This is a genomic window from Streptomyces albiflavescens (assembly GCF_014645835.1).
In the GTDB taxonomy this organism is placed as follows: Bacteria; Actinomycetota; Actinomycetes; order Streptomycetales; family Streptomycetaceae; genus Streptomyces; species Streptomyces albiflavescens.
Window position 1 is genome coordinate 178,397 of the sequence record NZ_BMMM01000011.1, and the last position, 21,958, is coordinate 200,354.

Annotated in this window: 16 protein-coding genes and 1 pseudogene; 11 read left to right on the forward strand and 6 right to left on the reverse strand. The window is 71.5% G+C overall.

Going from position 1 to position 21,958, the window contains the following annotated elements:
• The first annotated feature begins 49 nt into the window (after positions 1–49).
• Entirely contained in the window at positions 50–1,015 is a 966-nt protein-coding gene (locus tag IEY95_RS28120; protein ID WP_189188951.1) for a thiamine-phosphate kinase, read from the forward strand.
• Between the two features lie 16 nt (positions 1,016–1,031).
• A pseudogene (thiD, locus tag IEY95_RS28125) lies at positions 1,032–1,627 on the forward strand (bifunctional hydroxymethylpyrimidine kinase/phosphomethylpyrimidine kinase); the annotation flags it as partial.
• A 1-nt stretch (position 1,628) separates the two neighbouring features.
• Here thiD and IEY95_RS28130 read toward each other — a convergent pair.
• From IEY95_RS28130 to rpmB, 3 genes are all read right to left on the reverse strand, one after another.
• Positions 1,629–2,861, reverse strand: a complete 1,233-nt coding sequence (locus IEY95_RS28130) for an FAD-dependent monooxygenase (protein WP_189188952.1) — start codon at positions 2,859–2,861, stop codon at positions 1,629–1,631.
• Between the two features lie 35 nt (positions 2,862–2,896).
• Positions 2,897–5,983, reverse strand: coding sequence for an AfsR/SARP family transcriptional regulator (locus IEY95_RS28135; RefSeq protein WP_189188953.1), 3,087 nt, complete (start codon positions 5,981–5,983; stop codon positions 2,897–2,899).
• A 250-nt stretch (positions 5,984–6,233) separates the two neighbouring features.
• A complete protein-coding gene (gene rpmB / locus IEY95_RS28140; protein ID WP_003993230.1) occupies positions 6,234–6,419 on the reverse strand; it encodes a 50S ribosomal protein L28 in 186 nt (61 codons plus the stop codon).
• A gap of 258 nt (positions 6,420–6,677) precedes the next feature.
• On the opposite strand from rpmB, the gene fakA reads away from it, so the two are divergent.
• The gene (gene fakA / locus IEY95_RS28145; protein WP_189189102.1) at positions 6,678–8,417 is read left to right on the forward strand and encodes a DAK2 domain-containing protein; all 1,740 of its coding nucleotides are present in this window, start codon (positions 6,678–6,680) and stop codon (positions 8,415–8,417) included.
• Positions 8,418–8,675: 258 nt separating this feature from the next.
• Here fakA and IEY95_RS28150 read toward each other — a convergent pair whose 3' ends face one another.
• Together IEY95_RS28150 and IEY95_RS28155 are read right to left on the reverse strand one after the other, a co-directional pair.
• The gene (locus IEY95_RS28150; RefSeq protein WP_189188954.1) at positions 8,676–11,687 is read right to left on the reverse strand and encodes a tetratricopeptide repeat protein; all 3,012 of its coding nucleotides are present in this window, start codon (positions 11,685–11,687) and stop codon (positions 8,676–8,678) included.
• Positions 11,684–13,522: an HSP90 family protein gene (locus IEY95_RS28155; RefSeq protein ID WP_189188955.1), complete on the reverse strand. Its 1,839-nt coding sequence runs from the start codon at positions 13,520–13,522 to the stop codon at positions 11,684–11,686. The genes IEY95_RS28150 and IEY95_RS28155 overlap by 4 nt, the downstream gene beginning before the upstream one ends.
• Positions 13,523–13,689: 167 nt before the next feature.
• Here IEY95_RS28155 and recG point away from each other — a divergent pair, with 167 nt between their 5' ends.
• From recG to mutM, 8 genes are all read left to right on the forward strand, one after another.
• The gene (gene recG / locus IEY95_RS28160; RefSeq protein WP_189188956.1) at positions 13,690–15,903 is read left to right on the forward strand and encodes an ATP-dependent DNA helicase RecG; all 2,214 of its coding nucleotides are present in this window, start codon (positions 13,690–13,692) and stop codon (positions 15,901–15,903) included.
• 109 nt (positions 15,904–16,012) lie between these two features.
• Positions 16,013–16,633, forward strand: coding sequence for a 16S rRNA (guanine(966)-N(2))-methyltransferase RsmD (rsmD, locus tag IEY95_RS28165; protein WP_268240524.1), 621 nt, complete (start codon positions 16,013–16,015; stop codon positions 16,631–16,633).
• Positions 16,630–17,139, forward strand: coding sequence for a pantetheine-phosphate adenylyltransferase (gene coaD / locus IEY95_RS28170; RefSeq protein ID WP_189188958.1), 510 nt, complete (start codon positions 16,630–16,632; stop codon positions 17,137–17,139). The genes rsmD and coaD overlap by 4 nt, the downstream gene beginning before the upstream one ends.
• Positions 17,140–17,238: 99 nt before the next feature.
• On the forward strand, positions 17,239–18,309 hold the full coding sequence (locus IEY95_RS28175) for a F0F1 ATP synthase subunit B (RefSeq protein WP_189188959.1): 1,071 nt from the start codon (positions 17,239–17,241) through the stop codon (positions 18,307–18,309).
• Between the two features lie 255 nt (positions 18,310–18,564).
• A complete protein-coding gene (locus IEY95_RS28180) occupies positions 18,565–19,209 on the forward strand; it encodes a YceD family protein (protein ID WP_189188960.1) in 645 nt (214 codons plus the stop codon).
• A gap of 2 nt (positions 19,210–19,211) precedes the next feature.
• The gene (gene rpmF, locus IEY95_RS28185) at positions 19,212–19,385 is read left to right on the forward strand and encodes a 50S ribosomal protein L32 (RefSeq protein WP_028802425.1); all 174 of its coding nucleotides are present in this window, start codon (positions 19,212–19,214) and stop codon (positions 19,383–19,385) included.
• 19 nt (positions 19,386–19,404) lie between these two features.
• Positions 19,405–20,262: a ribonuclease III gene (gene rnc, locus IEY95_RS28190; RefSeq protein WP_189188961.1), complete on the forward strand. Its 858-nt coding sequence runs from the start codon at positions 19,405–19,407 to the stop codon at positions 20,260–20,262.
• Between the two features lie 376 nt (positions 20,263–20,638).
• Entirely contained in the window at positions 20,639–21,499 is an 861-nt protein-coding gene (gene mutM, locus IEY95_RS28195; protein ID WP_189188962.1) for a bifunctional DNA-formamidopyrimidine glycosylase/DNA-(apurinic or apyrimidinic site) lyase, read from the forward strand.
• Here the strand turns inward: mutM and IEY95_RS28200 are convergent.
• Positions 21,472–21,882 (reverse strand): winged helix-turn-helix transcriptional regulator, encoded by a 411-nt coding sequence (locus IEY95_RS28200; RefSeq protein WP_189188963.1) that lies wholly within the window; start codon positions 21,880–21,882, stop codon positions 21,472–21,474. The two genes, mutM and IEY95_RS28200, sit on opposite strands and share 28 nt — an antisense overlap.
• Positions 21,883–21,958 lie beyond the last annotated feature (76 nt).

The window sequence follows — 21,958 nt, forward strand, 5'->3', positions numbered from 1 at the left end:
AGACGGCTCGCGACCGGGCACGAGCAGCGACAGAGGGAGCACGACGATCATGAAGGGCACCGTGGGCGAGTTGGGGGAGTTCGGGCTCATCCGAGAGCTCACCTCGCGCCTCACCACCACCCCGGCGGTCCGGGTCGGCCCCGGCGACGACGCCGCGGTGGTGGCCGCGCCCGACCGCAGGGTCGTGGCGAGCACCGACATCCTCCTGGAGGGACGGCACTTCCGCCGCGACTGGTCCACCGCGTACGACGTGGGGCGCAAGGCGGCCGCGCAGAACCTCGCGGACATCGCGGCGATGGGCGCCGTACCGACCGCGCTGCTGCTCGGCCTGGTCGTCCCGGCCGAACTCCCGGCCACCTGGCCCTCCGAGCTGATGGACGGGCTGCGCGACGAATGCCAGGTCGCCGGTGCGGCCGTGGTCGGCGGCGATGTCGTACGCGGTGACACGATCACCATCGCGATCACCGCGCTCGGCGATCTGCGCAACCACGAGCCGGTCACCCGGGCCGGCGCCCAGCCCGGTGACGTCGTCGCCGTGACGGGCTGGCTGGGCTGGTCGGCGGCCGGGTACGCGGTGCTCTCACGGGGCTTCCGCTCGCCGCGCGCCTTCGTGGAGGCCCACCGGCGTCCCGAACCGCCGTATCACGCGGGTCCCGCGGCGGCCGGGCTCGGCGCGACCTCGATGACGGACGTCAGCGACGGGCTGATCGCCGACCTCGGGCACATTGCCGAGGCCAGCAAGGTGCGCATCGACGTCCGCTCCGGCGACATCGACGTCCCCTCCCAGATGAACGACATCGGGCAGGCCGTCGGCGTCGACCCCCTCCAGTGGGTGCTCACCGGCGGCGAGGACCACGCGATCGTCGCGACGTTCCCGCCGGACGTGAAGCTGCCCGCCCGCTGGAAGGTGATCGGCGAGGTGCTCAACCCGTCGGCGTTGCCGCAGGTCACGGTGGACGGGGCGCCCTGGACGAGCAAGGGCGGGTGGGACCACTTCGGGGACATCGAGTCGTGAGCGCACCGCCCAGGGTTTGGCGGTCGCGGGTCCTGACTCCGGTGGCGGGGCCGGGATCCGGGCCGACCTGAAGACGATGCTCGCGCTCGGGGCGCACGGCATGCGTGTGATCACCGCCGTCACCGCGCAGAACTCCCTCGGCGTACAGGGTGCTTGGGAGTTGCCGTGGACGCCGTGCGCGCCCAGTACCGCAGCGTCGTCGACGACATCGGCGTCCAGGCGGTCAAGACCGGTCTGCTCGCCTCGGCCGAACGCGTCGAGGCCGTAGCCGAGTTGATCGGCGCCACGGACGCGCCGGCCGTCGACCCGGTCGGCATCTCCCAGCACGGGGATTCGCTGCTCGCCGAGTCGGCCCTCGACTCCGTCCGCACCGAGCTGCTGCCGGTCGCGACCGTCCCGAACCTCGACCAGGTGGCCCAACTCTCCGGCGTGCGGGTCGAGTCGGAGGAGGATCTCGGGCGAGCCGCGGCGGCCGTGCCGGCGTACGGGCCGAAGTGGGTTCTGATCAAGGGCGGTCATCTGCCCGGTGACGCCGAGGACTTGCTGACCGACGGCTCCGAGGAACACTGGCTGCGGGCCCCGCGCCACGACAACCGGCACACGCACGGCACGTTTACGGGCGCGGATACTCCCGCAGCTTGATGTCGGTGGCCGCCTTCTCGGTGAGCTTCTTGAAGAAGCGGGCCAGGGGGCGGGAGCTGAGGATCCGGTACATCCGGTCGCGGCTGCGGATCCGTCGCTCGGTCGGCGGGGCGAAGAACGGGCCGGCGTTGCCGGAGATCTTCTGGCAGCCCTTGGCGAAGTCCCGTATCTGCGTCTCGTACTCGGCGAACGCGGTGCGATGGTCGCCGCCCACCAGCGCCAGCTCCCCGGCCAGGACGTACGCGCCGACGATCGCGACACCGGTGCCCATGCCGCCCATGGTCGCGCCGTATCCGGCGTCCCCGAGCAGCGCCACGCGGCCCTTGGTGAGCCTGTCCACGTGGATCTGGGCGATCGCGTCGAAGTACAGGTTGTCGGCCTGCTCCAGGGCCTTGAGGACATGCGGCGTGTCCCAGCCCATCCCGGCGAACCGCTCGGCGAGGATCCGCTTCTGCGCGGAGACGTCCCGGCGGTCGTACTCCAGCTTCTCGGAGCGGAAGACGAGCAGCGCGCCCGCCCGGTCCGGATCGCCGTCGTAGTTGCTGACGGAGACCGCCCGGCCCGGCTCGCTGTAGATCTGGCCGGTGCGGTCCAGGCCCAGGTGGTTGGGGATGTCGAAGCCCGCCACATAGTGGTCGAGGAAGCGCAGATATCGGGACTCGTCCCCGAAGGCCAGGCGGCGGGTGAGGGAGTGCAGTCCGTCGGCGCCCACGACGAGGTCGAAGCGGCGGGGCGCGCCGCGTTCGAAGGTGACGTCGACGCCTTCGGGGGACTCGGTGAGCGTGGCGACCGAGTCGCCGAAGACATACTCCACGCTGTCCCTGGTGCGCTCGTACATGATCTGAGCCAGCTCGCCGCGGAAGATCTCCACGTCTCCGCTCATCATCTCGGCCGGCAGGTCGACGCGCGGGCTGCCGTCGGCGTCGACGACCGTCTGGCGGCCCATGTGGGTCTGTCGGGCGTGGATCTCGTCCCAGATGCCCATGGCGGTCAGGACGGTCCGGTGAACGTGTCCCCGGAAGTCGACCGCGAACCCGCCCTCGCGCAGGTCGGCGGCCTTCTCGACCACGGTGACGCGGGCGCCGTACCGGGCGAGGCCGAGGGCGAGAGCGGGGCCGGCGATGCTGGCGCCGGAGATCAGGACGTCGAGGTGGGCGAGTGCGGCGGTGTGGTCGGCCGGCTTGGCGGTGTCCTTGTTCGTCATGGCCAGGAGCTTCGCCGGAGGCACTGACCACGCTCTTACCGTTCGCTGACCGCCGCTGACCCGAGGCTCCGCCCCTGCTGGAAGGCCTTTTCGTACGCCTCAGGAGAGAGCGCTTCGTGTATCCGCTCCCTGATACCGACGATCTCGGGGTCGCCCTCGGCCGCGGCGCCCCGCAGGGCGACGGCCGCGCCGAGCAGGACGGCGGCGCGCTCGGGGCTCTCGGCGACGGATGCCAGCGCCTCGGTGGCGTCGGCGAGTTCGAGACCGCCGTGCACCTCGCGGGCGAGGGTATGGGCCTGGACGAACCAGTCACGGGCCTCGTCGGCGCGTTGCTCGGCGAGGGCGGTGCGGCCCAGGCCGATGAAGATCCGTACGGACTCGCCGAGGCTGAACCAGTTCCCGGCACAGGCCTCCAGGGCGTCTTCGTAGTGCACGCGCGCGCGTGCCGTGTCCCCGGACAGCCGGGCGGTGTCGCCCAGACCGCGCCGGGCCGCCGCCACCTTGTCGGGGGCACCTGCGGTACGGGCCAGGGAGGCGGCGTGTGTGTAGTGCTCCGCCGCCGCATCGTGGTCCCCGAGGTGCAGCAGGACGGTGGCGCGGCGCTGCACCAGATCACCGGTCTCCTCGGGGGCCGCCAGCTCCCGTACGTACCTCAGGGCCTCGTCGATCAGCTCCAGGGCCCGCTCGTGGTCCCCGCGCAGGTCGGCGAGCATGGCCAGTGGGTCGAGGCAGTTGGCCAGGCCCCAGCGGTCGCCGGTGGCCCGGAAGCCGGCCAGACCACGGGTGAGCGCCGCTTCGGCCGCGTCGGGCCGTCCGGCGAACAGCTGCTGGAAGCCGTCGCCCAACTCCATCAGGGCCAGTCCCCAGGGGGCGTCGCCGACCTGCGTGCGCACCTGCTCGTCGGTGACTCGGCGCGGCCCGTCCGCGACCGACCACATCACGAACGTGAACGGCAGCCGCAGTTGATGGTGCAGGGAGCCGAGCAGGACTGCCGCGCGGTCCAGGTGTTCCCGGGCAGCGGGGTCGTCGCCATCGGCACCGCCGGAGACGGTGTTGATCAGGCAGAGGACGTACTCCTCCGCCAGGCCCTCCGGGGGAGCGTCGCCCACGGCCGCCAGCAGTTCGTGGGCGAGCGGCACCTGCTCGCCGTGCAGGCCGCGCAGCCGCCAGAACCAGGAGAGGGCGGCCATGAGGAGCAGCGCGCGTCCGGTGTCCGTGCGCACGAGGTGGCGCAGGGCCGCGTCCAGATTGCCGTGCTCGGCGTCCAACCGGGCCAGCCAAGGGAGTTGGCCACCGCTTCGGAGATGCGGTTCCGCCTCCTCGGCCAGGCGCAGGAAGTACGCGGCGTGGGCAGCTTGTAGGCGCTCCTCCTCGCCCTGCTCGGCGAGATGCTCGGCGGCGTACGCGCGGACGGTCTCCAGCATGCGATAGCGCCCGTCGGAGACCTCCAGCAGCGACTTCTCCGCCAGCGAGGCCAGCAGATCCTCCGGATACGGCACCTCGCAGACAGCCTCGACCGCATCGAGAGTCGCGCCCCCCGAGAACACCGTCAGCCGCCGCGCCAACTCTCGCTCCTCGTCGACCAGGAGGTCCCAGCTCCACTCCACGACGGCGCGCAGGGTGCGGTGGCGTGCGGCCTTGGTGCGGTCGCCCCGGGAGAGCAGCCGAAAGCGGTCGGCGAGACGGTCGTCGAGGCGGTCGGCGAGCTCGTCGGGGGTGAGGGTGCGCAGCCGGGCCGCGGCCAGTTCGATGGCCAGCGGCAGTCCGTCGAGCGCGGCACAGATGTCGGCCACCCGCGCGTGCCCCTCGAAACCCGGCTTCACGGCGGCCGCCCGGTCCACGAACAGCCGGGCGGCGGGCTCCGGCGGCAGCGGCGGTACCGGGCACAGCACCTCACCCGTGATCCCCAGCGACTCGCGGCTGGTGGCGAGGATGCGTACACCGCGGCAGGTCCCCAGAAGCAGCGCGGCGATCCGGGCCGCGTCCTCGACCAGGTGCTCGCAGTTGTCCAGCACCAGGAGCAGCTCGCGGTCCTCCAGAGCGGCGAGGAGCCGCTGCGTGGTGTCGGTCGTGGGCGTGCGGAAACCTTCGCGCACGCCGAGTGCGGTGAGGATGGCGTACGGGATCTGGGAGCCGTCGGTGAGGCCGGTCAGCTCGATGAAGCAGACGTCTGCGTAAGCGTTTGCCCGCTCGCTGTCGACAGCGTTTCCGTGGGTGTTCGGGGCAGCGCTTGTGCGGGCGCTCGCGACCTCTGTCGCCAGGCGGGTCTTGCCCGCGCCGCCCGGCCCCGTGAGGGTCACCAGGCGAGCATCCGGGAGCAGTGCCCCGATCCGCCGGAGCTCCGGGCCGCGGCCGATGAAGCGCGTCAGTTGGGCGGGGACGCGCCGCTGGGCGGGAGCCGCGCCCTTGAGCAGTTCCAGGTGGAGGGCGGACAGCTCGGGTGAGGGATCGGCGCCCAGTTCTTCCGCGAGTGTGCGTCGTACCTCCTCGTACACCGTGAGCGCCTCGGCGGGCCGCCCGCTCGCGTGCAGGGCCCGCATCAGCTGCCCGTACAGCCGCTCGCTCAGTGGGTGCGCGGTGATCAGCTCGCGCAACTCCGGTACGAGTTCGGGGCCGCCGCCGAGTGCGAGTTCGGCGTCGACGCGGTCCTGGACGGCGGCGAGCCTCAGCTCGTGGAGCCGCGTGACCTGGGCGTGCGCGTCGGGGAGATCGGTCAGGGCGGGGCCGCGCCACAGGGCGAGCGCCTCCCGGAGCGTGGCCGCCGCGCCTGTGTGGTCGCCTCGGATGAGGGCCGTGCGGCCCTCACCGGCCAGGCGCTCGAAGCGATGGGCGTCGACGGTGTCGGGGGAGACGCCGATGCGATAGCCGGTGGGGGTCGCCTCGATCTCCGCGTGGGGGCCGAGCCGCTTGCGCAGCCGGGAGACCTGGGACTGGAGGGCGTTGGCGGCCCCGGCCGGTGGCTCGGCCCCGTACAGGCCGTCCGTCAGCCGCTCCGTGGAGACCGTGCGCCCCGCGTCCAGGAGGAGCAGGGTGAGAAGGGCGCGTGGGCGGGGGCCGCCGGGGTCCAGGGGACTGCCGTCTTCGGTGCGGATGTCGAGGGGGCCCAGGATGCCGAAGCGCATTGGGCAGATTCTGGCAGGTCCCGCGGAGATGGGGGCGGGAAAACGGGGTCTGCGCGCGCGTGAGGACCGCTCGGGGCGGCAAAACACGGGGGCGGAAAAGAACCCGGGGCGGAAGGGAACCCGGGGCGGAAGAAACCCAGGGCGGAAGAGAACCCAGGGCGGAAATGGGCCGGGCAGCAAAAAACCGGCCCACCGTGAGGTGGACCGGCTCAGTGCAAGCGAACCAGCAGTGGCCGCGCGCTAGCGGTTGTCAGCGCGAGACCTTGCCGGCCTTGATGCACGAGGTGCAAGCGTTCACGCGCTTCGGCGTCCCGCCGACCACGGTACGGACGCGCTGGATGTTGGGGTTCCAGCGACGGGACGTACGGCGGTGCGAGTGCGAGATGTTGTTGCCGAAGCCCGGCCCCTTGCCGCAGACGTCGCAGTTGGCAGCCACGGGTCACTCCAAAGACTTCAGATGCACTTACGGTTGATCCCGGCATGCCGGGATCAAGATCTAGGATCTGAGTGGCGGTGCCAGGGGGAAGGCCCGATCAGATCGGGCAACTGGAGCAGCATACAACGACTGCGTCCGGAGAACGAAACTACCATGGCTGCCCCGGACCCCGCTCCAGCCCTCCTCAGGGCCCCTACCGGCAGTAACCCGTCCGGGGTCTACGCTGCGTCCCACGTCCAGCAGCTCAAGGAGGCGCAGGTGCCGCAGGTGCCGCAGACATTGGATGCTCTCGCGGTGCGCACCTGGTGCGGGCTCGCGCTGGAGGCGCTGGGACGGGCCCGCGAGGAGATCGACGCGATCAATGTCTACCCGGTGGCCGACGGAGACACCGGGACGAATCTGTATCTGACAGTGGAATCGGCTGCCGCGGCGGTCGAGGCGGTCTTCGCGGGCTACGAGACCGTCGCCGGCCCGAGCGAGGCCGGTGCGGGCCATGACGCCGCCTTCACGCGGGCCGGGTGGCCCACCCTCGCCGACGCCGTGCGGGCGATGGCGCACGGCGCGTTGATCGGGGCCCGAGGCAACTCCGGGACCATCCTCGCGCAGCTGCTGCGCGGCATGGCACAGGTGCTCGCCGCCGACAGTGAGACCGCTCATGCCGACGGCCAGGGACTGCGGCTCGCCCTCCGGCAGGCGGCGGACTCAGCGCGCCAGGCCGTCGCACACCCCGTCGAGGGAACGGTCCTCACGGTCGCCTCGGCCGCCGCCGACGCGGTCACCGGTGCCGAGGGCGACTGCGGAACGGTCGCGCGCGCGGCGTACGAGGGTGCGCGGGCGGCCCTCGCGGCGACCCCCGGGCAGCTGGCCGTCCTGGAACGCGCCGGTGTGGTCGACGCGGGCGGACGGGGACTGGTGGCCGTGCTGGCGGCGCTGGTGGAGACGTTCACGGGCGAGGCTCCGGGGGCGCCGCTCATGGCCCCTGTGGAGGTCCACGCGCGCGTGGACGCGTCCGTGCCCCATGTCGCCGACGCGCATCCCGAGGTGTGCGGGGACGGGCCACCGGATGACGGGGGGCCCGCCTTCGAGGTGATCTACCTGTTGGAGGCGGAGGACGCGGCGGTGGCCCGGTTGCGGGACCGGCTCGACGGCCTGGGGGACTCGCTCGTCGTGGTCGGCGGTGACGGGCTGTGGAACGTCCATGTGCACGTGGACGACGCGGGTGCCGCAGTGGAGGCGGGCGTCGAGGCCGGGCGGCCGTACCGGATCAGGATCACGCACTTCGGCCTCGAGGACGTCCACACCGCGGGCGCGGCCGGGCGGCCGCCCCGGGAGCGGGCCCAACGCGCCGTCGTGGCCGTCGTGCCCGGTGAGGGTCTGGCCGGGCTGTACACCGAGGCCGGGGCGACCACGGTGCTCGCGCGGCCCGGGGAGCCGCCCGCCAGCGGGGAGCTGGTCGAGGCGGTACGGCGCGCCCACGCCCGCGAGGTGGTGCTCCTGCCGAATGACGCGGACCTGCGCCACACGGCGGCCGCGGCTGCCGAGCAGGCGCGCGCGGAGGGCGTCCGGGTCGCCCTGATCCCGACCCGGTCCGCCGTGCAGGGCATCGCCGCGCTCGCCGTGCACGAGCCGGAGCGTCGCTTCGACGAGGATGTCGTCGCCATGACCTCGGCCGCCGGGGCCACGCGCTACGCCGAGGTCGCCGTCGCCGAGCGGCAGTCCTGGACCATGGCCGGCATCTGCCAGGCCGGCGATGTCCTCGGCCTCATCGACGGCGATGTCGCCGTGATCGGCTCCAACATAACCGACACCGCCGAGGCCGTCCTCGACCGCATGCTCGCCGCCGGCGGCGAAATGGTCACCCTCGTCCTCGGCGACGAGGCTCCCGACGCCATCGCCGCGCATCTCGAATCCCGGGTGCGGGAGTCGTACCTGGCGGTGGACACGGTGGTGTATCGGGGCGGGCGGCAGGGGGCGTTGTTGTTGATCGGGGTGGAGTAGCGGCTGCTGGTGGGGGCGGGCTGGTCAGATTTCTTCGCCCCCTCCGCCCCTACCCTCGCTTCGGCCTTGACGGCCTCGTCCTCGGACGCCGGACGGGCCAGAAGTCTCAAGCCCCGGCCGGCAAAAGTTCAGCCCTTCCGGCGTTCGAGGAGCGAGCGTTTGAGGAGCGGGCGTTTGAGGGCGGAGCCCCCAGGACGGGACGGGACGGGACGGGCAACGGCGACGGGGGCGCCCCCCCCGCCCACCCGAACCCCCCAGTCAGCGCTCCGTACCCGCCTCCACCAGCCCGAGCATGTTCTCCGCCTCGCCTCGCCGAGCCTCCGCGGTCTCCCCTTCCACTCCCGCATACGCGGAAAGCACCGCACGCGCGCGTGCGCAGGCCGCGGCGGGGCGCCGTAGGTCGGCCTCCAGCCACCCGGCGGCGAGCTCGGCACCGGTGCGGGCGTCAAGGGCATCCTCGCCGAGGGAGCCGAACACCGAGATCGCCCGAGTCATGTGGGCCAAGGCCTCTTCGAACGCGACCCGGGCGGCGGCCTCGTCCGTCGCGTCGGGCACGGAACGGGCCAGGAGGTCCCCGAACTGGCGACAGGTGTGGCCGAGTTCGGCGACGAGGCGACCACGCACATCCTCGTCCTCCGGCGAGCCGGCAGGCGAGTCGGACAGCGAGTCCGACGGCGAACCGGCGACGGCCGACGCCCCCTCGACCGCCGACTCGCACTCCCGCACAGCCGTCGACATCAACTCCCGCGCCCCGTCGAGCCCCGCATCCGTACGAGCCACGGCCCACGCACGCGCCCGCAGCGACCGGACGAGCCCGTGGACGTTGCCGAGGGCGCGCCAGAGGTCGCCGGCTCGGGCGTACGCCTGGTCCGCCTGGGCGGGCAGCCCAGCGTGCCCGAGGGCCTCGGCGGCGAGATGCGCGAGCATCGCGTGGTCTCGCTGTTCGGGCCAGTGCCGGGCGATGTCCGCGGCCCGCAACCAGTGTTCGGCGGCCTCACGGTGTTCGCCGAGCTCGGTGAGACAGTCACCGAGCCACCACCGCGTCTGCACGATCGCTCCGTCGCCGTGCATCTCGGCGGTCAGATCGGGCAGTGCCGACTCGAGCACCTCGGCGGCCTCCGCCCACCGCCCCTGACGGAGCAGGAAACCGCCGAGCTGGTGCCGGGCCCAGGCGCCGAGCGTGGCGGCCTCGCCCGCCTCGTCGGCCCAGTGCGCGGACTCCAGGGCATGCTCCGCGGCGGGCCGGAGCTGCCCCGTGGTGCCGAGGATCTCGGCGAGCTGCAGGTGCAGCTGCGCCTGGCCCATGGGCTCCAGGTACATCCCTCCGTGGTCCAGCGCCGCGCGCGCCGCCCGTTCCGCGCCCTCGGTGTCGCCGCGGTGCAGGGCGATCCCGGCCAGCCGGGAGTCGTACTCGACGGCGAACCACGGCAGCCCGGCCGCCACGAACGTCTGCACGGCCCGCGAGAGCAGCTCCGCGGCCGCCTCGGCGTCCCCGGAACGCGCCGCGAGCTCCCCGAGCATCGCCTGCGCCTCCGCCGCCCGTGAGGCCACTGCCACGTCGTCCGCGACATGCGGCTCGGCAAGCGCCAGCAACTCCCGTGCGGCCTCCTCGGCGTCGGTCACCAGAGCGCCCCCGGCCTGCGCTGCGCCCCCGGCCTGCGCTGCGCCCCCGGCCTCATCCAGGCGGTGCATCAATATCCGCGCCCGCCCCACCAGCACGGACGCTGTCTGAGACACCCCCGTTCCGCCCCCCGCGAAGAGGGCGAGCACCTTCTCGTACGGCTCGGAGACGGCCGTGAGGGCCTCCTCGGTCGCGCCGGACAGGGCGTGGACGTACGTGGCGCGGGCGCGGGCGGCCAGCGCCTCGCCGGGGTCGCCCGCCTCGGCGTACAACTCGGCCGCGCGGTGGAAGAGTTCGATGCCCTCCGGACCGCGGCCCATCGCCGCGTGGTCGGCCATCTCCGCGCGGTCGCGGACATCCAGTTCATGGCCCTCGGCGGCCCGCGAGACCGTGGCCCACGCCTCGACGGCGTCGGGGCTCCGCAGGGCCGAGAGCCGCCGGGCCTCGGCGAGCAGCGCGGACAGGTCCGGCTCGGCGGCCGGTCGCGTGACAGCGCTCGTGGGCGGCGCCGGCACGGGGGTGCGCGCGGTTCGTGCTGAGCGCACGCCCAGAGGCAGCCGGTCCACGAGCGGCGGCTGATCCATCCGCGCACGGGCGCGCTCACTGACGTGCGAGGTGCCGTTGCGTGCATCGAAGCGCGCCGCCAGCGAAAGTGCCTCCCCGCGCGCGTGGACGGCGAGTTCACCCGCGGTCCACGCCTGTCCGGCAGGTCCGGGCACTGTCTGTTCGCCGAGCCCGAGCGACGTCAGGCGGCCCATCAGGAGGGCCACCACGGCCATGAAGTCCAGCTTGCTGCGCGGGTCACCGGTGTCCGTGAAGTACGCGGGCCGCTCCGCGAGCAGCTCCAGGGCGCGCGCCTCGTTGCCGGAGAGCGCGCAGAACTCCACGTGGTCCGCGTAAGCCCCGCGCATGCTCTCCATGGCACGCACCAGTCGGAAGCCCCGCAGGTGATGGGCGCGTGCCTCGTCGACGCGCCCCAGCCGCAGCAGGGGGAGCAGGGAGGAGGCGAGGACGGTGTGCGGCTCGTGGGCGCAGGTGTACTCGCCCTCCAGGACCGGGGTCCACAGCTCCAGCGCCTCCGCGTCCGCGTCGCGCTCCGCGCGCCACCAGCCCTGGCTGTGCAGTTCGCACGCGTGGCAGTCGGCCATGGTGTCCCGGTCGGCGGCCAGCCAGGCGGCGTAGGCCCGCTCGGCGCGCTCCAGGTCGCCCAGGTGGGCCGCGACGCTGAACTCGGCGCCGCGCACGGCCCGTTCGGAGTGACCGGCCAGCCGGTAGCGGTGCTCCATCTCGCCGAGCCACTTCTCTATGGAGGCGAGCGGAATGTGCGGCTGGTCGAGCATTCCGGCGGACATCCACTTGAAGACCCAGTGCAGGGAGTGGATCTCGTACTCGTCGAAGTCCTCGGGGCGCTCGTCCCACATGCGCAGCAGGCGCGCGAAGGGGACGAACATCTTGTCCTTCTCGGAGCTGTAGTTGTAGACCTTCAGCTGGTGTCCGAGCGCCTCGATGACGGCGAGCGGGATGTTCAGTTTCTCGGCCTCGACGAGCAGTTGCTCCGCGCGCGCGTTGCGGGCGGGACCCTCCGGTTGCTCGTAGTTGTCCGCCATCGCCTGGCGCAGGGTGTCGAAGTCCATGGCCTGGCTGCTCATCGGCGGTCGTCCTTCCCGGGGTCGGTGTGCGTGGCCCACTCCAGGAGGCCGATGAACGCGCGGTTGAGGAGCGCGGAGTCCGCGGGGCGCAGCGGGCGCTGGGCCATCAGCAGCGCTTGCCCGTAGAGGGACTCCGTGGCGGTGCCTATCAGCTCCGGGTCGCTGAGTGAACTGATCCTTCGGATCAGCGGGTTGAGGTGGTTGAGCACCAGACGCGCGCGTGGGGCGCTGCCGCGCAGCGAGCCGAGGATGCCCGCCCAGAGGTCGTCGGCCTGCTCCTCGGCCTCCGCGCGGGCCTGCTCGTGGCGGGCCGCCCGGTCGTCCAGGTGCAGCGCCGGGACCGACAGCGGGTGGAAGGCGCGCAGGGCCACATCGCAGCCCAGGGGGTCGAGTCTGGCCCGCGCGGCCGCCAGGAAGGCCGACAGGGCCAGCTCCTCGGCCGGGTCGACCGCGTCCAGGTGGGCCGTCACGGTGTCGGCGTCGAGCTCCGACACCGCCGTGCCCGGGCGCACGGACGGCAGTGCCTCGATCAGCTCGCTGTCGTACGTGTAGCCGCCGTTGATCACCCCGATGCCCTGCGCGGAGGCGATCGGCGCGACCTGCCGGTACTCCTCCACGGTCCGCGTGAAGTGCACTACGGGGTGCCGTTGCGCGAACTCCTCCAGGGACAGCCGCCCGTCGGTCGTCTCGAAGGGCAGCCACGGGAGCATCGTGCGCAGCATCTCCTTGTCGTGCCGCGCAAGGGATTTCACGCCCAGGTAGTGGACCGACAGGAAGGCGGCCAGTCGCTCCGGATCGCCCGCCGCGAGCCCGGTCAGCCAGGCGCGAATCCTTTCGCCCAGCGCCTCCCGTACGGCCGCGAGCGTCTCGTCCTCGTACAGCGACTCCCGTGACGCGGTGGGCCGCAGGCTGTCCGTGTCGAGGACGCAGCGCACGAAGAACGCCCAGTCGGGCAGCAGCTGTTCGGCCCGCTCGGTGAGCAGCATGCCCTTCAGGTGCACGCGGTGGCCGGCACGCTGGGCCGGGCTGACCGCGGACGGCAGGACGTACGCCACGCCCCGGATCCCGGCGAGCGGCACGTCCAGGTCGATCGAGTCCAGCGGCGTGAAACCGAACAGGTCGTGGCAGTGCCGGGCCAGGGCCACCCTTCGGGTGGCGGGGCTCGGGTACGCACGGTCCCAGGGCGCCGGAAGGTCCGCGATCACCTCGTCGCCGACCCGCACGTCGTACGGCAGCAGCGACCCGAAGTCCCGCGCCAGCGAACGCACCCGCTCCTCGCTCAGCCACTCGCCCGCCCCGGCGCGCGCCACCAGGTGCACGGTGGTGCCCGGTTCGGTGCGCGCCTCGTGCGGCAGCGTGCGCACGGTGTACGAGCCGTCGTCGGCCGCCGTCCACTCCACGGGCGCCGCCTCGGGCGTGCGTGCGCTGCGGCTGACGACCCGGATGCGCTCGGCGACGACGAAACACGCCAGCAACCCGATGCCGAACTGCCCGAGGAAGTCGGAACGGGCCGATTCCAGACCGTCGTTCCGCTTGGAGCTGCGGCCGATGGTCGCGAGGAGGTTGTGCACGTCGGACTCGGTGAGCCCCACACCGGAGTCCTCCACTCGCAGGGCGCCGCCCTCGGCGTACAGGCGCACGGTGGCGGGCGCGTCCGGCTGTTCGGCGCGTCGCGCGGTGATCGCGTCCACCGCGTTCTGCAGCAGCTCGCGCAGATAGACCTTGGGACTGGAATAGAGGTGATGGGAGAGCAGGTCCACCAAACCGCGCAGGTCGACCTGGAACGTATGAGGTGACTGAGGTGCCTGTGATGGCTGTGAAGTCTGGGAGTCCATCGTCGCTGCGCCGGTGGGTGGGGGGACGGGCGACGGCGCGGGGTCGGGCGGTCCCGGCGGACGGTGACCGCGAAGAGGGCCGGAGCGCGCCATCCTAGGCCCGGAACGACCCGCCTGACCAGCGGATTTCCGGGACGTATACGGCATTGTCGGTGCAGTGGTGTGCAATGGATCTCGTGCCCGTGCTCGAAGAACCACTGAAGAAGGTACTCGGTCCCGCCACCGCCAAGGTGATGGCCGAGCACCTCGACCTGCACACCGTCGGCGATCTGCTGCACCACTATCCGCGCAGATACGAGGAGCGCGGTCAGCTCACCCACCTCGCCGACCTGCCCATGGACGAGCATGTGACGGTGGTCGCCCAGGTCGCCGACGCGCGCCTGCACACCTTCGCCTCGTCCAGGGCCCCCCGCGGCAAGGGCCAGCGCCTCGAAGTGACCATCACCGACGGCAGCGGCCGCCTCCAGTTGGTCTTCTTCGGCAACGGCGTGCACAAGCCCCACAAGGACCTTCTGCCCGGCACGCGCGCGATGTTCTCCGGCAAGGTCTCCGTCTTCAACCACCGCCTCCAGCTGGCCCATCCGGCGTACGAGCTGCTGCGCGGCGACGGCGACGACGCGGCCGAGACCGTCGACTCCTGGGCGGGCGCGCTCATCCCGATCTACCCGGCCACCGCCAAGCTGGAGTCCTGGAAGATCGCCAAGTCGGTGCAGACGGTGCTGCCGAGCGCCCAGGAGGCCGTCGACCCCCTGCCGGACTCCCTCCGGGACGGCCGCGGCATGGTCGCCCTCCCCGAGGCCCTCCTGAAGATCCACCGCCCGCAGACCAAGGCGGACATCCATGACGCCCGTGCCCGCCTGAAGTGGGACGAGGCCTTCGTCCTCCAGGTCGCCCTGGCCCGCCGCCGCCACGCCGACGCGCAGCTCCCGGCAGTGGCCCGCACCCCCAAGGCGGACGGCCTGCTCAGCGCCTTCGACGGCAAGCTGCCCTTCACCCTCACCGAGGGCCAGCAGAAGGTCTCCAAGGAGATCTTCGACGACCTCGCGACCGAGCACCCGATGCACCGGCTGCTCCAAGGAGAAGTGGGCAGCGGCAAGACGATGGTGGCCCTGCGCGCCATGCTCGCCGTCGTCGACGCGGGCGGGCAGGCCGCGATGCTCGCCCCCACCGAGGTGCTCGCCCAGCAGCACCACCGGTCGATCACGGAAATGATGGGGGAGTTGGCTGAGGGCGGCATGCTCGGAGGGGCCGAGCACTCCACCAAGGTCGTGCTGCTCACGGGCTCCATGGGCGCGGCCGCCCGGAGGCAGGCGCTGCTCGATCTGGTCACCGGAGAGGCCGGGATCGTGATCGGCACGCATGCGCTGATCGAGGACAAGGTGCAGTTCCACGACCTGGGCCTGGTCGTGGTCGACGAGCAGCACCGGTTCGGTGTCGAGCAGCGCGACGCCTTGCGTGGCAAGGGCAAGCAGCCCCCACACCTGCTGGTCATGACCGCCACACCCATCCCGCGCACCGTGGCGATGACCGTCTTCGGCGACCTGGAGACCTCCGTCCTCGACCAGCTGCCCGCCGGCCGCTCGCCGATCGCCAGCCATGTCGTCCCAGCCGCGGACAAGCCCCACTTCCTGACGCGCGCGTGGGAGCGCGTCCGTGAGGAAGTGGACAACAGCCATCAGGCGTATGTGGTCTGCCCCCGTATCGGGGACGAGGAGGACGACCCCAAGAAGACCAAGAAGAAGTCCCCCGAGGACGAGGCGGAGAAGCGCCCGCCGCTCGCCGTCCTCGATGTCGCCGACCAGCTCGCCAAGGGCCCCCTCCAGGGACTCAAGGTCGAGGTCCTGCACGGCCGTATGCAGCCCGACGACAAGGACGCCGTCATGCGCCGCTTCGCCGCGGGTGAGACCGACGTGCTGGTGGCGACCACCGTCATCGAGGTCGGGGTGAATGTGCCGAATGCCACAGCGATGGTGATCATGGATGCCGACCGGTTCGGTGTCTCTCAGCTCCACCAGCTGCGCGGACGGGTCGGCCGAGGCTCGGCCGCCGGACTCTGCCTCCTGGTCAGCGAGATGCCCGAGGCCAGCGCGGCCCGTCAGCGGCTGAACGCGGTGGCGTCCACGCTCGACGGCTTCGAGCTCTCCCGCATCGACCTGGAACAGCGTCGCGAGGGCGACGTCCTCGGCCAGGCCCAGTCCGGCGTCCGCTCCTCGCTGCGCATGCTCGCCGTCATCGACGACGAGGAGATCATCGCCGAGGCCCGCGAGGAGGCCGCAGCGGTGGTGGCCGCCGACCCGGAGCTCGAGCGGCTCCCGGGACTGCGCACGGCTCTCCAGGCTCTGCTGGACGAGGAGAGGGAGCAGTACCTGGACAAGGGTTGATGACAGCGCCTCTGAATCTGAAGGGGGCGGGGGAACTGCACGAGCAACCGGAACGAACCCGCGGCCACCCCCGACGTAAAGCGTCCCCCACCCCCGCCTGCCAGACTGGATCCGTAACCATCCCGTCGAACAAGGACCCGAGATGACCCGCGTGATCGCCGGCGCAGCCGGCGGACGCCGCCTAGCCGTCCCGCCGGGCACCGGCACCCGGCCCACCTCCGACAGGGCGCGCGAAGGCCTCTTCTCCACCTGGCAGTCCCTGCTCGGCGGCCCGCTGGAGGGGGAGCGCGTGCTCGATCTGTACGCCGGTTCCGGTGCCGTCGGCCTGGAGGCGCTCAGCCGCGGCGCCGGACACACCCTGCTCGTCGAGGCGGACGCCCGCGCGGCCAAGGTCATCCGCGAGAACGTGAAGTCACTGGGCCTTCCGGGCGCCGAGGTCAGATCGGGCAAAGCGGAGCAGATCATCCAGGGGTCGGCGCCGGCGGACCCGTACGACCTGGTCTTTCTGGACCCGCCGTACGCTGTCACGGACGACGATCTTCGCGAGATTCTGCTCACACTCCGGGCGCAGGGCTGGCTAGCGGCCGAAGCCCTCGTCACCGTGGAGCGCAGCACCAGAGGTGGCGAATTCGGGTGGCCGGACGGCTTTGCAGGGCTCCGGGCCCGTCGCTACGGCGAGGGGACGTTTTGGTACGGTCGCGCCGCCTCTACGTGCGAAGACGCACGATGACCGGACCGGAGAGCGAGGGACCACAGTTGCGCCGCGCCGTCTGTCCGGGGTCATTCGACCCCATCACCAATGGACACCTCGACATCATCGCCCGCGCCTCCAGCCTGTACGACGTCGTGCACGTCGTGGTGATGATCAATCAGGCGAAGCAGGGCCTGTTCACCGTCGACGAGCGGATCGAGCTGATCCGCCAGGTCACCGCCGAGTACGGCAATGTCCAGGTCGAGGCCTACCACGGCCTGCTCGTCGACTACTGCAAGCAGCGCGACATCCCCGCGATCGTCAAGGGCCTGCGCGCGGTCAGCGATTTCGACTACGAACTCCAGATGGCCCAGATGAACAACGGCCTCTCGGGCGTCGAAACGCTGTTCATCCCGACCAGCCCCACCTACAGCTTCCTCTCGTCCTCGTTGGTCAAGGAGGTCGCGACCTGGGGCGGCGACATTTCCCACCTGGTGCCGCCGGTGGTCCTCGAGGCGCTCAAGGAGCGGCTCGGCAAGGGCTGAGACCCTGACAGTCCGTCACCCGGTGTCGGGCGGGGCAGGAGTGGTCGTACAGTCGACCCGTCCGTCTCCATCACAGCTGTAGAGAGTGGCGAGCACACGGTGGACGTGCAGAAGAAGCTCGATGAGATCGTGTCGACGGTCGGCAGCGCCCGTTCCCTGCCCATGTCGGCCTCGTGCGTGGTCAACCGCGCCGAGCTGCTCTCGATGCTCGAAGAGGTGCGCCAGGCCCTGCCCGGCTCCCTCGCCCAGGCCGAGGAACTGATCGGCGGCCGCGAGGAAATGGTGGAGCAGGCCCGTCAGGAGGCCGAGCGGATCATCCAGTCCGCGCACGCCGAGCGCGGCTCCCTGATCTCCGACACCGAGGTCGCCCGCCGCTCCCAGAACGAGGCGGACCGCATCCTCTCCGAGGCCCGCAAGGAGGCCGAGGAGATCCGCGTGGAGGCCGACGACTACGTCGACTCCAAGCTCGCCAACTTCGAGGTCGTCCTCACCAAGACCCTCGGCTCCGTGGGCCGCGGCCGCGAGAAGCTCCTCGGCACAGGCCCCGGCGTCGACGAGCAGGGGTACGAGGACGAGGACGCCCCGGAGCGCAGCCACGACCCGGAGACCCTGCGCCGCAACGCCGACGAGTACGTCGACGTGAAGCTCGGTGCCTTCGAGGCCGTCCTGGCCAAGACCTTGGAGGCCGTCGGCCGCGGTCGGCAGAAGCTGCACGGCCGGATCGCCAGCGACGACCTGGGCCTGCTCACGGACGACGGGGCGACCGCCCAGCACACCAGCGACGCCGACTACCTGGCCGGCCTCGCGGAGCTCTCCGACGCCCCCGAGCAGCCCGTCCAGACGCCCGAGGTACCGGCTCAGCCCTCCTACGGGCAGCAGGACTCCTACGCGTACCAGCAGCAGGCCGATCCGTACGGCTATCAACAGCAGTACGCCCAGCAGGACGCGTACGGGTATCAGCAGGCCGATCCGTACGCTGCCTACCCGCAGCAGCAGGGCTACGACCAGCAGCAGGCGTACGACCAGAGCCGGCAGCAGGCCTACGCCCAGCCGCAGACGCACGGGCAGGATTCTCAGGCGCACGACCTGGACGAGACCAGCCTCTTCGACACCAGCATGATCAGCGCCGAGCAGTTGCGGGCGTACGAGCAGGGGCGCGGCGGCCACTGAGTGCGCGGCTCGGGCGGGCACTGAGCGCGGCTCGTCGGGCCTTGAGCGCGCGGCTCGTCGGGCCTGAGTACGGGGCGCGGCCGGGCTTCGGCCGGGGCGCAGGCCGGTGCACGGGACCGGGAGCGCCCACCGGATTGGGCCGAGAGCGAAAGGTCCAGTATCCTGGCTCTTCGGTCGCGCGTACGTCCGCGATCAACGCTGCCCACGGAACACCACGGGTGGCATCCCCTAGAGCTTCGAAGATCGAAAGCAGGAATGGCTCTGAACACCCGCCTCGACCACCGCAACCCTCTCGTGTTCGACACACACGAGCTGGGGCGGCGTCCTGGCGCGCTGCAGCGCTTGACCCGCACGATCGACGCCCCCAGGGATCTCGGGATCCAGGGAGTCATCGGAGTGCCGGAAGGCGCCCCGGTGGAGCTCGAACTCCGCCTTGAGTCGGTCATGGAGGGGGTGCTTGTCACAGGCACCGCCCGTGCGCAGGCCAAGGGGGAGTGCGTAAGGTGTCTGGAGCCGCTCGAGCAGGAGCTCGAAGCGGACTTCCAGGAGATGTTCTCGTACCCTGACGCCGATGACCGGGGCCGCCCCAAAGCGGAACCGGCCGACGACGCCGAGGAAGACGAGGACAGGCTCTTCCTCGAGGACGGCCTGTTCGACCTCGAATCCGTGCTGCGTGATGCGGTGGTGCTCGCACTGCCGATGCAGCCGGTGTGCCAGGACGACTGCCCCGGCCTGTGCTCCGAGTGCGGAGCCCGGCTCGCGGACGACCCGGACCACCACCATGACGCCGTCGACATCCGTTGGGCGGCACTGCAGGGACTCGCCGGTTCACTCGAAGATGGCGAGAAGGACGAGATGAGCGGCGCCGAAGCGGGCGTCGACGAGAAGCAGGAGAAGTAGCCGTGGCTGTTCCGAAGCGGAAGATGTCGCGCAGCAACACGCGCCACCGCCGGTCGCAGTGGAAGGCTGCGGTCCCCACCCTGGTTGCGTGCGAGCGCTGCCACGAGCCCAAGCAGCAGCACATTGCCTGCCCCGCTTGCGGCACCTACAACAAGCGCCAGGTCCTCGAGGTCTGAGCGGCTGGTGAGAGGTCTGATGTCTGACGCCAAGGCGGACTCGAACGCCAAGAAAAAGGCGGAAAACACAGCCTCGTCCCACACGCTTCTGGAAGGGCGGCTCGGCTACAAGCTCGAGTCCGCCCTTCTGGTGCGTGCGCTGACCCACCGTTCCTACGCGTACGAGAACGGCGGTCTGCCGACCAATGAGCGCCTGGAGTTCCTCGGGGACTCCGTGCTCGGCCTGGTCGTCACGGACACGCTGTACCGCACCCACCCCGACCTGCCCGAAGGCCAGCTGGCCAAGCTGCGGGCCGCGGTGGTCAACTCGCGTGCGCTGGCGGAGGTGGGCCGCGGCCTCGAACTCGGCTCCTTCATCCGGCTCGGCCGGGGCGAGGAAGGCACGGGAGGCCGGGACAAGGCATCCATCCTCGCCGACACCCTTGAAGCGGTGATCGGCGCGGTCTATCTCGACCAGGGTCTGGACGCGGCAGGTGAGCTGGTCCACCGGCTCTTTGACCCGCTGATCGAGAAGTCCTCGAATCTGGGCGCGGGCCTGGACTGGAAGACCAGCCTCCAGGAACTCACCGCGACCGAGGGGCTCGGCGTGCCCGAGTACCTGGTCTCGGAGACCGGCCCGGACCACGAGAAGACCTTTACTGCTGCCGCCCGCGTCGGAGGCGTCTCGTACGGCACCGGCACCGGCCGCAGCAAGAAGGAGGCGGAGCAGCAGGCCGCGGAGTCTGCGTGGCGTGCGATCCGCTCCGACGCGGACGAACGCGCGAAGACGGCCAAGGCCGCAGCGAAGGCGGCCCAGGCCGCTCAGCAGGCGGCCCAGGACGCCGAGGGGTCCGCCGACACCCCATCGGACCCGACGAGCGACCCGGCCACGGCCTGATTCCTTCACAACTGAAGTAGCGCAGTACACGAGCCCCGCCGCAGCGCAATCGCGCTGCGGCGGGGCTCGTGTACGGAGAAGGTCCCCGCGGCAGTCGTTCTGGGCCCCCGGCTCGCGGAGCTGCTCAAGGCGCACGGCGGGGCGGGCGAGTGCGCACGTTGATCGACAGGGGGAAACGGACGCCGCCCGCGGCTTCTCGACCTCCTGAAGACCGTGCGGCATCTCGACCTCCTGAAGACAAGGGAGAGCAAGCCGGGGCCCGCGCCCTCAAGACCCACGGCATCACCCCCCTTCAAAGGCCGCCCGGCCGCCCCCTGTTGACCGCGAGGTACGCTGCGGGCATCGCCCTGTGTCCCGTGCCCTCCGGAGGAGTCCCGTGCCCGAGTTGCCCGAGGTCGAAGTCGTGCGGCGGGGCCTGGAGCGCTGGGTCAGCGGGCGGATCGTGAAGACGGTCGAGGTGCGGCATCCGCGGGCCGTGCGGCGGCATCTGGCGGGGCCCGAGGGCTTCGCGAAGGCGCTCGCCGGGCAGCGCGTGGGCGAGGCCATGCGACGTGGCAAGTATCTGTGGCTGCCCCTCGACGACTCCCCGTACTCCGTGCTCGCGCACCTCGGCATGAGCGGCCAGCTCCTGGTGCAGCCGGAGGACGTCCCGGACGAGAAGCATCTGCGCATCCGGATCCGCTTCGAGGACGGCCAGGGCACCGAGCTGCGCTTCGTCGACCAGCGCACCTTCGGCGGGCTCTCCCTGCACGAGACCACCCCGGAGGGCCTGCCGGACGTCATCGCGCACATCGCCCGCGACCCGCTCGACCCCCTCTTCGACGACACCGCGTTCCACGCGGCCCTGCGCGCGCGCCGTACCACGATCAAGCGCGCCCTGCTCGACCAGTCGCTGATCAGCGGAGTGGGCAACATCTACGCGGACGAGGCGCTCTGGCGTTCCAAGCTGCACTACGAACGCCCCACGGGCACGTTCACCCGGCCGCGCACCGCCGAACTCCTCGGCCACATCCGCGACGTCATGAACGACGCCCTGGCCGCCGGCGGCACCAGCTTCGACAGCCTGTACGTCAACGTCAACGGGGAGTCGGGCTACTTCGACCGCTCGCTCGACGCGTACGGGCGCGAGGGCGAGCCCTGCCGACGGTGCGGCACGCTGATGCGGCGGCGTGCCTGGATGAACCGCTCCAGCTACTTCTGCCCGAAGTGTCAGAGGGCGCCGCGCGTCTCGTCGTAGCGCCCACGCGCCTCGAGCACGTCGTCCATGCGGCCTTCCACGAACTGGATGAGCGTCATCAGACGCTCGGCGACCTCGCGCCCGAGCGGGGTCAGTTCGTAGTCCACGCGGGGCGGGTTCGTCGGCTGTGCGTCACGGTGCACGAGGCCGTCGCGCTCCAGCGCGTGCAGGGTCTGCGACAGCATCTTCTCGCTCACACCGTCGACACGGCGGCGCAGCTCATTGAAGCGGAGAGAGCCCTCGTGCAGCGCGCCGAGGGTGAGCGCGCCCCAGCGTCCGGTGACGTGCTCCAGCGTGCCCCGGGAGGGGCAGCTCCTTGCGAACACGTTGTACGCGAGGTCCTGACATTCACCGCTCTCGGCGGTCCGCACGCTGAGCTCCATGGGATCACCATACTCTGGCGCAGCGCTAACCAGAAGCTTGCACTAACTAAAAGTTAGTGCTTTCCTTTCGTTAGCC

Coding starts and splice junctions, on each gene's coding strand:
- IEY95_RS28120 (WP_189188951.1), top strand. CDS start 50: ATGAAGGGCACCGTGGGCGAGTTGGGGGAGTTCGGGCTCATCCGAGAG.
- IEY95_RS28130 (WP_189188952.1), bottom strand. CDS start 2,861: ATGACGAACAAGGACACCGCCAAGCCGGCCGACCACACCGCCGCACTC.
- IEY95_RS28135 (WP_189188953.1), bottom strand. CDS start 5,983: ATGCGCTTCGGCATCCTGGGCCCCCTCGACATCCGCACCGAAGACGGC.
- IEY95_RS28150 (WP_189188954.1), bottom strand. CDS start 11,687: ATGAGCAGCCAGGCCATGGACTTCGACACCCTGCGCCAGGCGATGGCG.
- IEY95_RS28155 (WP_189188955.1), bottom strand. CDS start 13,522: ATGGACTCCCAGACTTCACAGCCATCACAGGCACCTCAGTCACCTCAT.
- recG (WP_189188956.1), top strand. CDS start 13,690: ATGGATCTCGTGCCCGTGCTCGAAGAACCACTGAAGAAGGTACTCGGT.
- coaD (WP_189188958.1), top strand. CDS start 16,630: ATGACCGGACCGGAGAGCGAGGGACCACAGTTGCGCCGCGCCGTCTGT.
- IEY95_RS28180 (WP_189188960.1), top strand. CDS start 18,565: ATGGCTCTGAACACCCGCCTCGACCACCGCAACCCTCTCGTGTTCGAC.
- rnc (WP_189188961.1), top strand. CDS start 19,405: ATGTCTGACGCCAAGGCGGACTCGAACGCCAAGAAAAAGGCGGAAAAC.
- IEY95_RS28200 (WP_189188963.1), bottom strand. CDS start 21,882: ATGGAGCTCAGCGTGCGGACCGCCGAGAGCGGTGAATGTCAGGACCTC.